This window comes from Photorhabdus sp. CRCIA-P01 (assembly GCF_003545805.1).
GTDB lineage: Bacteria > Pseudomonadota > Gammaproteobacteria > Enterobacterales > Enterobacteriaceae > Photorhabdus > Photorhabdus antumapuensis.
This window is the reverse complement of sequence record NZ_NMQR01000026.1, coordinates 57862-68636: the sequence shown is the minus strand read 5'-3', so window position 1 is coordinate 68636 and position 10775 is coordinate 57862. Positions and strand designations below refer to the sequence as shown.

Annotated in this window: 12 protein-coding genes and 1 pseudogene; 10 read left to right on the top strand and 3 right to left on the bottom strand. The window is 44.3% G+C overall.

The window, feature by feature from the left end; translation table 11 throughout:
- Positions 1–218, bottom strand: a pseudogene (locus D3222_RS15605) (IS110 family transposase); the annotation flags it as partial.
- Between the two features lie 173 nt (positions 219–391).
- Between D3222_RS15605 and D3222_RS15600 the strand changes: the two are divergent.
- The gene (locus D3222_RS15600; protein WP_118986975.1) at positions 392–775 is read left to right on the top strand and encodes a hypothetical protein; all 384 of its coding nucleotides are present in this window, start codon (positions 392–394) and stop codon (positions 773–775) included.
- Positions 776–911: 136 nt separating this feature from the next.
- Positions 912–1148, top strand: coding sequence for a hypothetical protein (locus D3222_RS15595; protein ID WP_118986974.1), 237 nt, complete (start codon positions 912–914; stop codon positions 1146–1148).
- An 87-nt stretch (positions 1149–1235) separates the two neighbouring features.
- On the opposite strand, the gene D3222_RS15590 is transcribed toward D3222_RS15595, so the two are convergent.
- Together D3222_RS15590 and D3222_RS15585 are read right to left on the bottom strand one after the other, a co-directional pair.
- Entirely contained in the window at positions 1236–2213 is a 978-nt protein-coding gene (locus tag D3222_RS15590; protein WP_118986973.1) for a bile acid:sodium symporter family protein, read from the bottom strand.
- Positions 2214–2296: 83 nt separating this feature from the next.
- On the bottom strand, positions 2297–3334 hold the full coding sequence (locus D3222_RS15585) for an oxidoreductase (RefSeq protein WP_118986972.1): 1038 nt from the start codon (positions 3332–3334) through the stop codon (positions 2297–2299).
- A gap of 183 nt (positions 3335–3517) precedes the next feature.
- Here D3222_RS15585 and D3222_RS15580 point away from each other — a divergent pair, with 183 nt between their 5' ends.
- The 8 genes from D3222_RS15580 (at position 3518) to nth (ending at position 10674) form a co-directional block, all read left to right on the top strand.
- Entirely contained in the window at positions 3518–3958 is a 441-nt protein-coding gene (locus D3222_RS15580; protein ID WP_118986971.1) for a DUF2569 domain-containing protein, read from the top strand.
- A 107-nt stretch (positions 3959–4065) separates the two neighbouring features.
- On the top strand, positions 4066–4647 hold the full coding sequence (rsxA, locus tag D3222_RS15575; RefSeq protein ID WP_011146612.1) for an electron transport complex subunit RsxA: 582 nt from the start codon (positions 4066–4068) through the stop codon (positions 4645–4647).
- A complete protein-coding gene (gene rsxB / locus D3222_RS15570) occupies positions 4647–5279 on the top strand; it encodes an electron transport complex subunit RsxB (protein WP_118986970.1) in 633 nt (210 codons plus the stop codon). The genes rsxA and rsxB overlap by 1 nt, the downstream gene beginning before the upstream one ends.
- Entirely contained in the window at positions 5272–7608 is a 2337-nt protein-coding gene (gene rsxC, locus D3222_RS15565; RefSeq protein ID WP_118986969.1) for an electron transport complex subunit RsxC, read from the top strand. Before rsxB ends, rsxC begins: the two co-directional genes overlap by 8 nt.
- A 12-nt stretch (positions 7609–7620) precedes the next feature.
- Entirely contained in the window at positions 7621–8700 is a 1080-nt protein-coding gene (gene rsxD, locus D3222_RS15560; protein WP_118986968.1) for an electron transport complex subunit RsxD, read from the top strand.
- Positions 8701–8709: 9 nt separating this feature from the next.
- Positions 8710–9339, top strand: a complete 630-nt coding sequence (gene rsxG, locus D3222_RS15555) for an electron transport complex subunit RsxG (RefSeq protein WP_118986967.1) — start codon at positions 8710–8712, stop codon at positions 9337–9339.
- A complete protein-coding gene (locus D3222_RS15550) occupies positions 9336–10034 on the top strand; it encodes an electron transport complex subunit E (protein WP_118986966.1) in 699 nt (232 codons plus the stop codon). The genes rsxG and D3222_RS15550 overlap by 4 nt, the downstream gene beginning before the upstream one ends.
- A 1-nt stretch (position 10035) precedes the next feature.
- Complete coding sequence (gene nth / locus D3222_RS15545; RefSeq protein ID WP_118986965.1) at positions 10036–10674, top strand: endonuclease III; 639 nt, start codon at positions 10036–10038, stop codon at positions 10672–10674.
- Positions 10675–10775 lie beyond the last annotated feature (101 nt).

The following is a 10775-nucleotide window of genomic DNA, read 5'->3' as shown; positions in this document are numbered from 1 at the left end:
TTAGCCTCATGCCCCAAATCAGCGATCCGCCTTGCCATGAAATGCGCGCCAGCACAGGCTTCCATCACAACCGTTGCCGGAGAGCAATCGGCTAAGAATTCCATCAATTTAGTTCGGGTGAATTTTTTACGTAGCAGAGCTTTTCCCGATTGCTCCTGACAATGGACATGAAAAGAATGCTTGCCGAGATCGATGCCAATCAGTGCGATAGTGTTCATGATGGTAGCCTCTTATCAAAGATAATCACTCTGCTAATATACTGCCGTTAGAGTGAGGGGAACCATCTCATTACCTTGGGGTACTTATTGCAGCAAAACAGTCAAAGAAGTTTCACCTAGCACCCTAAAGCGTCGCCAAACTGTGGTTCTTAAATTATGACAGGTTCGAAATTATGAAAAATCTATTTGTTATTATGATGTTCCTCTCCGCAATAACCGGATGTTCCGATAAAAACAATCGAAATAGGCTAACTCAAACGAAAGAAGGGTTAAAATTTGAATTTTTATCTGGTGACAAATTTATCTTAACTCAAGCGTGTACAGATCAAATTGATTATTTAGGATCACATGATGGAATGAATAATGAGTTATCAGTAGTAGTAAAAAAAGATAAACCATGTTTTCCTCGATTTAATGCTCTAATCAATAAAAACATTGGAACCCAAATGACAGTATCATTCAACGGTATTCCTATGTTCACAACGACTATTCAAACCTCTTTATCTCCTTCGTTTAGAATGGGGGCAAATGATAAAAAACAAGCCATTACTCTCTAAATGCACACCTTACCTGCCTTCTCTTCACAGGGTGATGGTAAACTCATTTACTGTCGTGTTGCATTCGTGTCCTTATGGTCTTATTCTTACTTTAAACGTAATCAATCAACTGTCTTATGTTTTAGAGGATGAAAGAATGGCTTCACTTACAATGAATACACTTACAGCAGTTAAAGCACTCAAAGCATCGGGTTTTAACGATGAGCAGTCTGAAAAAAGTGCCGCCACCAAAGCAGATCTGACAGCTGCTACCGAAAGCATTAAAACCGATATTAATATTATAAAAACAGATTTAGATTGGATGAAGAAACTGATATTAGCCGTTGGCATTGCGGTTGTCATCGCAGCATTGAAATATATCTTCATCGGTTAAAGATGGCGAAAGTATGTGAATAGTGTAGTGATGGAAAAATTTCAGCAGAAACTTATAATTTAAGCTCCACAGCCCAATATTACATATCTATTTCCGTCTTAACCTCTTAGCATAACGTTGTGCCAATACTGCACACACCATCAACTGAATTTGATGAAAAATCATCAACGGCAACAGCATCACACCAACCGTCGCAGCAGGGAATAAAACATTCGCCATTGGCACACCATTAGCCAGACTCTTTTTTGATCCACAAAAGACAATTGTAATTTCGTCTTCTTTATTAAAACCTAGCCAGCGAGCGGTATAAGTATTAATCATCAATACAATCGCCAGCATAATGCAGCAAATAACCCCAATCACGAGTAACGAATAACCATCAATCTTATGCCAAATACCTTCTACAACCGCCTCGCTAAACGCCACATAAACCACCAAAAGAATTGATGACCGGTCAGTTATATTGACCCACTTTTTATGTTTCTCTACCCAACCGGCAATTAATGGCCGTGACAGATGCCCGATAATAAAGGGAACCATCAATTGAAGCATTATGGATTTTATTGCTTCCAGCGTATCGGGGCCGCCCTCGCCCTGGATATGAATCATCAGTCCAACTAATATTGGCGATAAAAACACGCCCAGAATACTGGATGCTGAAGCACTGCAAATAGCAGCGGCAACATTACCACCAGCAACCGAGGTAAAAGCAATAGCTGACTGAACCGTAGCCGGTAATGCACAAAGATAAAGGAATCCCCAATAAACCGTTGATGTCATGATTTCGGGTACTAGCAAATTCAACCCTAATCCAATAATCGGGAATAAGACAAAGGTACTGAGAAAAACTACCAGATGAAGCCGCCAATGTCCCATGCCGGCAATAATAGCTTGACGAGATAATTTAGCACCATGCATAAAGAACAGCAGAGCAATAGCCGCTGTAGTTAATCGTTGAAACCAGACTTTAATTTCCCCTTCACAAGGAAAAAATGTCGCAATGACAACCACTGTCACTAATATCATCAAAAAAGGATCTATTCTTAACCTTTGCCACCAAGTCATTCATCATTTTCCTTGCTTTGCAAATAATTAGCCCGGCAAACCAGGCTAATTGATAATATAGAAAGTGACAACAAAATATAAGTTTACACTGCCACTGTACATTGCTGTTTTGCGGACTGAATACCTGCCTCAATTAATTTCATGATTTGAATAGCTTCATTTGCCGTGACTGGATTAGGTTTACCTAGCATAATCGCATCACGGATCGCAGCATAATAAGCAGGATAATTACCGGGCAAAGTCGGCACATATTCAGTGACTAATTCCTCTCCACGTGACAGCGTCACAATCCCATCACGAATATCATATCCCCAATCGGCATGTAGCGGACTTTCCCCTGCTTTTAATCGTTCTTCCTGAGGATCAAGACCATATTTCACGTAACTGCCTTCCATACCATGCAACGTATAAACCGCAGATTCAGCCGCCGCCACGGTTGTTGCATGAAGAACCACTTTGACATCAGGATAATTCAACAACACGTGGAAATAATCTACCGCTTCGGCTTGTGGGCGGATCATCGCCAAATCAGCCGTAATAGATTGCGGTTTACCAAACAGTTGAACCGCCTGATCGAGTAAGTGAGGGCCTAAATCATACCAAATACCACTTCCTTGCCCTGCCGCTTCACGCCATCTTTGACGTATAACCGGGCGATAACGATCAAAATGGGCGGCAAAATATTTTAATTTGCCTAGACGATTCTCTCTAATTAACGATTTTATCGTCAGGAAACCGGAATCCCAACGGCGGTTATGAAATACAGAAAGTAATAAATCCGCCTTCTCTGCCTGCTCTTTCAAAGATTCAGCTTGTTCAACTGTGATAGTAAACGGTTTATCCACCACAACATGCTTACCCGCTGCCAATGCCTTCCGCGCCAGAGGATAATGCGTATCATTAGGTGTCGGAATAACGATTAAATCAATGTCAGGATCATTAAAAAGATCCTCAGAGCGGGATACCACCGGGATATTTGGCCAATCTGATTTCACTTTCTCAGCATCACTACTGGAAATGGCGGCCAAGTTAACACCAGCAGTGCCAGCAATTAACGGTGCATGGAACGTTTTACTCGCATAACCATACCCCACCAGCCCAACCTTTAACAGCTCACGCATAACAGCCTCTCAAACTCATTAATAATATGCAGCAATTCAGCATGCGTAAAAAATATCATCGGTGATGACCGTTGCGCAAATTATCTCTGAATCTATCCTTGAAGATCTTTCAATCAATCTATTTCCTAACTCATCAGGATCGCCTATTATTCTTTTTTCATATAGCTTCGAATGGAATGATTTATGTATCAAACCAATGATTATCACCGAATTAATGGTTGGGTTCTGGCTCCGGCGGCTTATCTGATTACGACCTTTCTCAGTGCCAGTGTCATGCTCGCCCTATATATTCTGGCATTTTTTAGTCAAAACAATGCATTGAGTGCCGGTAATAATCACTTTACTTTAATGTGGTTTCTTTCTGTCGCCATTACTGCGGTAATGTGGTGTTTCACCCTATGGGTATTGAAACTGCTTTTCATGCGATCAAAAAGATTCCCGAAAACTTTTATTATTTGGCTTATTATTACCGTATTAATTGCATTGAAAACTTTCGCTTTCTCCCCTATTCCTGATCAAATGGCTTTGCGTGCATTAGCATGGCCACTATTGGCAACCGCTATTTTTGTCCCCTACATTAAACGCTCTCATCGAGTCAAAATGACTTTCACACAAGATCGATAACCTCAACTTTCTTTGGTTGTTATCATTAACAATAGATTGCCCCTGGTAAGACAAGGGCATACTTATAATTTAATAAAAAATCAACAAACTCATTTTCAGGCACAGCAATGACTGACTATTTTCTTTTATTTGTTGGAACCGTATTGGTGAACAATTTCGTCTTGGTGAAATTCCTCGGCTTATGCCCTTTCATGGGCGTCTCTAAAAAGCTGGAAACTGCCATCGGGATGGGATTTGCGACAACATTCGTTATGACACTAGCCTCCGTATGTTCATGGCTGGTGAATACCTTTATTTTGTTACCACTGGATTTAATCTATTTGCGTACCCTGAGCTTTATTCTTGTCATTGCGGTTGTGGTGCAATTCACCGAGCTTGTTGTACGCAAAACTAGCCCAACGTTATACCGGTTATTGGGTATTTTCTTGCCGTTAATTACGACTAACTGTGCTGTACTGGGTGTGGCACTGCTGAATATCAATCAATCACACGATTTTTTACAATCCGCTATCTATGGTTTCGGTGCCGCCGCCGGTTTCTCTCTCGTTATGGTACTGTTTGCCGCGATTCGTGAACGTCTGGCTGTTGCTGATGTACCCGCCCCTTTCAAGGGGTCATCTATCGGTCTTATCACCGCGGGTTTAATGTCCTTGGCTTTCATGGGCTTTAGTGGTTTGGTGAAGTTCTGATGACATCGTTATGGATTGCTATTGGTGCACTCAGTGCACTAGGGTTAATTTTTGGGTTAATCCTGGGGTTTGCCGCCCGCCGTTTTCAAGTGGAAGAGGACCCCATTGTTGAAAACATTGATGATATTCTGCCGCAAAGTCAGTGTGGACAATGTGGTTACCCTGGCTGTCGCCCTTATGCTGAAGCCGTAGCGAATAATGGCGAGATGATTAACAAATGTGCACCGGGTGGTGAGCAAGTCATGCTGAAAATTTCAGAGCTGCTCGGTATCGATCCGCAACCATTGGATGGTGATGCAAACGTACAAAACCCCGCACGCAAAGTCGCCTTTATTGATGAAGAGAATTGCATTGGTTGCACTAAGTGTATTCAGGCATGTCCGGTAGACGCTATCGTCGGTGCTACCCGTGCTATGCATACCATTGTTGAAGATTTATGTACCGGTTGTGACCTGTGTGTTGCTCCTTGTCCAACAGACTGTATTACGATGATCCCTGTAGCAACAACCACTGCCAACTGGAAATGGGATTTAAAAGCCATTCCAGTTAAAAATATTCCTGTTCAGCCATCTCAAGCTGTTTCCGTTAAAAGTATCCCGGTTAAAAATATTGAGGCTGAACATCATGTTTAATTTATTCAATTTACTCAATAAAAACAAAATCTGGGATTTCGCCGGCGGTATTCACCCACCTGAAATGAAGCTGCAATCCAGCCAGGCTCCTTTACGCATTGCGCCACTACCGGAAGAGTTAATCATCCCTTTGCAACAACATTTGGGTACGGAAGGCGAGTTACTGGTTAAAGTGGGTGATGAAGTGCTTAAAGGCCAGCCCCTAACATTTGGCACTGGTCGTACTGTACCGGTTCATGCATCGACTTCCGGTACAATCATTGCCATTGAACCGTGTATTACAGCGCATCCATCCGGGTTGCAAGAGTTATGTGTTCGTTTGCGCCCTGATGGGGAAGATCAATGGGGTGAACGCATTCAGACACCCAATTATCAATCATTGGATACAGACACGATCCTCAACCGAATCCATCAAGCAGGTATCGCAGGTTTAGGGGGGGCTGGCTTTCCTACCGCCGCCAAACTGCAAAGTGGCCGTCATGGCCTTAAAACGCTGATCATTAACGCGGCAGAATGCGAACCTTATATTACCGCGGATGACCGCCTGATGCAGGAGCATGCCGGCGAACTTATTGAGGGCATTCGTATTCTGGAACATCTGCTTAAACCAGAGCAGATCCTGATTGGTATCGAGGATAATAAGCCAGAAGCGATAAAGGAGCTTAAGACCGCGCTAAAAGGCGATAAATCGATTATTGTCCGGGTCATTCCAACTAAATATCCTTCCGGCGGGGCCAAACAACTGACCAAAATCCTGACCGGTAAAGAAGTCCCCTCCGGTGGCCGCTCCTCTACTATCGGTGTGCTAATGCAGAACGTGGGTACAGTGGTTGCTATCAAGCGCGCTATTATTGATGGAGAACCTTTGATTGAGCGAGTCGTCACAATGACTGGCGAAGCAGTCACCTCGCCGGGTAACTTCTGGGCGCGGCTCGGTACTCCGGTACAATTTCTTCTCCAATTAGCCGATTTTGCACCACAATCAGAACAGATGGTCATTATGGGGGGTCCCTTAATGGGATTCACGCTGCCTGACCTCAACGTGCCCATCGTTAAGATCAGTAACTGTATTCTGGCGCCATCCCATCAGGAAATGGATTCAAATACAGCGGAAGAGGCGTGTATCCGTTGTGGATTATGCGTGGAAGCCTGCCCTGCCCGTTTATTGCCGCAACAGCTCTATTGGTTCAGTCGGGGACAAGAGCACGAAAAGGCCAGAGATCACAATCTGTCCGACTGTATTGAATGCGGCGCCTGTGCTTATGTCTGCCCAAGCAATATTCCTCTAGTGCAATATTATCGCCAGGAGAAAGCCGAAATTAGGGCCTTGGATCAGGAAAACCGCCGTTCAACCGAAGCCAAAATTCGTTTCGAAGCTAAGCAGGCCCGCATGGAACGAGAAAAACTGGCCCGAGAGGAACGACACAAAAAATCGACCGTTCAAGTCGATAATAAAGATAAAAGCGCTGTACAAGATGCACTTTCCCGCGTGAAGGAAAAACAGGCTAACGCAGGTAAAGTTGTTGCTATAGAACCGGGGCAAATTCCTGATAATTCAGCAGTAATAGCAGCTCGTCAAGCAAGAAAAGAGCAACTTCGCGCTCGTCAGGCGGAAAAACAGACGGCGGAAGATATTAGTATTGCGCCATCGGAACCAACAAATGCAGAAGATCCACGCAAAGCCGCATTAGCAGCAGCAATTGCCAGAGCTAAAGCGAAGAAAGCAGCACAAAATCAGGAAGTAACACCATCACCGGAAACGAGGGAACCAGAAACTACCGCTAGTGAAAAACAAGATCTTCATAAAGATGCGGTCGCGGCCGCGATTGCTCGTGTCAAAGCCAAGAAAACTCAGACTCAACAATTAACTGAAACTCAGGCAGAAACACCGCCAGCGGAAGAAACTGATCCGCGTAAGGCTGCCGTTGCCGCCGCGATTGCCCGTGTCAAAGCCAAGAAAACTCAGACTCAACAATTAACTGAAACTCAGGCAGAAACACCGCCAGCGGAAGAAACTGATCCACGCAAAGCAGCCGTCGCGGCTGCCATTGCTCGTGTCAAAGCCAAGAAAACTCAGACTCAACAATTAACTGAAACTCAGGCAGAAACACCGCCAGCGGAAGAAACTGATCCGCGTAAGGCTGCCGTCGCGGCTGCCATTGCTCGTGTTAAAGCCAAGCAAGCCCAAACACAGCAATTAGCTGAAACTCAGGCAGAAACACCATCAGCGGAAGAAACTGATCCGCGCAAAGCGGCAATCGCTGCCGCAATCGCCAGAGTTAAAGCCAAAAAAGACGCACAGGAACAACAGAAAATTTCAATAGAATAGTGATTGTTATAAATGAAATTCAGACCCGTTCAGACTGACAACAAAAAACTAAAAGTCGCAAGTTCGCCTTTTACACACAATCAGCAAAGTACCAGCCGCATTATGCTGTGGGTTGTGCTGGCAGCGATACCTGGTATTGCGGTGCAAACTTACTTCTTTAGTTACGGTACCTTGTTCCAGATCCTGCTTGCAGTGATTACCGCCCTGCTTGCGGAATCATTTGCCCTATCTTTACGTAAACAGGCAATTATGCCTCGTTTGCAGGATAATTCCGCATTACTGACAGGTTTACTTTTAGGGATCAGCCTTCCACCGCTGGCGCCTTGGTGGCTGATTGTATTGGGGACTGCCTTTGCGGTGATTATTGCCAAACACTTATATGGTGGCCTTGGTCAAAATCCATTCAATCCGGCAATGGTCGGTTATGTCGTACTGCTAATATCATTCCCAGTGCAAATGACCAGTTGGTTGCCACCCATGGATTTACTGGCAACACACATCACTCCCCTAGACAGCCTGATAGTGATCTTCAGCGGCCATACTCCCGATGGCACAACATTACAGCAGTTACAACAAGGTTTCGACGGGATTAGCCAGGCTACACCGCTGGATAGTTTCAAAACCGGTTTATTGACTCACAATATTGATGACGTTCTTCGCCAACCTATATTGCAAGGATCTCTGGCGGGTATTGGCTGGCAATGGGTCAACATTGCTTATCTTGTTGGTGGACTTATTCTGCTGAACAGAAAAGTGATAACCTGGCAAATTCCCGCGGCATTTATCCTGGCATTAGGCTTATGCGCACTTACTAGCTGGTTGATTGATCCATCCCGTTATTCGCCGCCATTATTGCAACTGTTTTCCGGTGCAACCATGCTAGGTGCATTCTTTATTGCAACCGATCCCGTCAGTGCTTCAACGACACCCAAAGGTCGTTTGGTTTTTGGTGCCATGATTGGCCTGTTAGTCTGGGTTATCCGTGTTTATGGTGGTTATCCTGATGCCATCGCATTTGCGGTCTTATTGGCGAATATCACCGTGCCACTCATTGACCATTACACCCAGCCCCGCGTTTACGGGCATGAATAAGGAGCCGTTATGTTAGAAACCATGCGACGTCACGGCATCACACTAGCCATTTTCGCCGCCATTACCACCGGGCTAACAGCTGTCGTGAATTCACTCACCAAAAGTACTATCGCAGAACAGGCCGCATTACAGCACAAGTCGCTGCTTGATCAGGTTATTCCGCCTGTTCTGTACGACAACGATATACAAAACGAATGCTATCTAGTCAATGCGGATGCTTTGGGCAATAACTTGCCTCATCGTCTCTATCTGGCCCGTAAAAATGGTCAACCCGTGGCCGCGGCACTAGAAAGTACGGCCCCGGATGGTTATTCCGGGGCTATTCAATTACTGGTTGGAGCAGATTTCTCAGGAAAAGTGTTTGGTGTACGGGTTACAGAACATCATGAAACCCCAGGACTGGGGGATAAAATTGAAACCCGGATTTCAGACTGGATTAATGTATTCTCAGGGAAAACCATCACATCAAATCATGACCGGCACTGGGCGGTGAAAAAAGATGGCGGTGAGTTTGATCAATTTACCGGTGCCACTATTACCCCACGCGCCGTGGTAAACTCAGTCAAACGGACCGCTCTTTATTTACAGACTATACCTGAGCATCTCTCTTCCCTAGAATCCTGTGGAGAAAAATCATGAGTGAAACCAAAAACTTATTTATCCAAGGGCTATGGAAAAATAACTCCGCTTTAGTACAACTGCTAGGATTGTGCCCACTGTTAGCCGTATCTTCCACTGCAACCAACGCACTCGGTTTAGGGCTGGCAACGACACTGGTTCTAGTCTGTACCAATATTGCGGTTTCCAGCTTGCGTCGTTGGGTACCCAATGAGATCCGTATTCCAATTTATGTTATGATAATCGCTTCGGTTGTCAGTACTGTTCAAATGTTGATTAACGCCTACGCTTTTGGTCTGTACGAATCACTAGGGATTTTCATTCCACTGATTGTGACTAACTGTATTGTTATTGGTCGTGCTGAAGCCTACGCCGCGAAAAATCCAATCATGCCCTCTGCGATTGACGGCTTAGCAATGGGATTAGGAGCCACTTTCGCGCTGTTTGTTCTCGGTGCTATGAGAGAAATTCTCGGTAATGGAACCCTATTTGATGGCGCTGATTTACTTCTGGGTAATTGGGCTAAGATATTACGAATAGAAATCGTTCATATGGATTCCCCTTTCCTGTTAGCGATTTTACCACCCGGTGCTTTTATCGGTTTGGGATTAATGCTGGCAGCGAAATATCTTATTGACGAAAAAATGAAAACCAGAGCAATAAAAGAAAAAAGCCGTGCAATAACAATATCACCAGGATCGGAGAGTTCTATTTGATATGAACAAACAGAAACGTATCGAAATTCTAACGCGTTTACGGGATAACAACCCAAAGCCAACAACTGAATTAGTTTTCACAACACCCTTTGAGTTACTTATTTCAGTATTGCTTTCAGCGCAAGCAACAGACGTGAGTGTTAATAAAGCCACAGCAAAACTCTATCCGGTTGCTAATACCCCCAAGGCAATACTTGACCTTGGTGTAGATGGGCTGAAAGAGTATATAAAAACTATCGGTCTTTATAACACCAAAGCGGAAAACACCATTAAAACCTGCCGGATATTACTGGAAAAACATGCTGGCGAAGTTCCCGAAGATCGCGCCGCGTTGGAAGCCTTGCCGGGTGTTGGCCGCAAGACAGCCAATGTAGTGTTAAACACCGCTTTCGGCTGGCCGACTATCGCGGTCGATACCCATATTTTTCGGGTTTGTAATCGAACTCAATTCGCGCCGGGTAAAAATGTCGATGAAGTCGAAAATAAATTACTGCGAGTCGTTCCAGCAGAATTTAAAGTTGATTGCCATCATTGGCTTATTTTACACGGTCGTTATACCTGCATAGCCCGTAAACCTCGTTGTGGTTCCTGTATTATTGAAGATCTATGTGAATTTAAAGAAAAAATTTACCCTGAGTAACTATTGTAATTTTCTATTGCAATTTCCATACTGTTTTACGCTATTTTGCAGATGTTGCTTGCTCGACACCATCAATTCGCGTAAAACTGTTATTCCAAAAA

Bases quoted from the DNA above. Each gene is read 5' to 3' on its own strand.
- D3222_RS15600 (WP_118986975.1), top strand. From the start codon at position 392: ATGAAAAATCTATTTGTTATTATGATGTTCCTCTCCGCAATAACCGGA.
- D3222_RS15595 (WP_118986974.1), top strand. From the start codon at position 912: ATGGCTTCACTTACAATGAATACACTTACAGCAGTTAAAGCACTCAAA.
- D3222_RS15590 (WP_118986973.1), bottom strand. From the start codon at position 2,213: ATGACTTGGTGGCAAAGGTTAAGAATAGATCCTTTTTTGATGATATTA.
- D3222_RS15585 (WP_118986972.1), bottom strand. From the start codon at position 3,334: ATGCGTGAGCTGTTAAAGGTTGGGCTGGTGGGGTATGGTTATGCGAGT.
- D3222_RS15580 (WP_118986971.1), top strand. From the start codon at position 3,518: ATGTATCAAACCAATGATTATCACCGAATTAATGGTTGGGTTCTGGCT.
- rsxA (WP_011146612.1), top strand. From the start codon at position 4,066: ATGACTGACTATTTTCTTTTATTTGTTGGAACCGTATTGGTGAACAAT.
- rsxB (WP_118986970.1), top strand. From the start codon at position 4,647: ATGACATCGTTATGGATTGCTATTGGTGCACTCAGTGCACTAGGGTTA.
- rsxC (WP_118986969.1), top strand. From the start codon at position 5,272: ATGTTTAATTTATTCAATTTACTCAATAAAAACAAAATCTGGGATTTC.
- rsxD (WP_118986968.1), top strand. From the start codon at position 7,621: ATGAAATTCAGACCCGTTCAGACTGACAACAAAAAACTAAAAGTCGCA.
- rsxG (WP_118986967.1), top strand. From the start codon at position 8,710: ATGTTAGAAACCATGCGACGTCACGGCATCACACTAGCCATTTTCGCC.
- D3222_RS15550 (WP_118986966.1), top strand. From the start codon at position 9,336: ATGAGTGAAACCAAAAACTTATTTATCCAAGGGCTATGGAAAAATAAC.
- nth (WP_118986965.1), top strand. From the start codon at position 10,036: ATGAACAAACAGAAACGTATCGAAATTCTAACGCGTTTACGGGATAAC.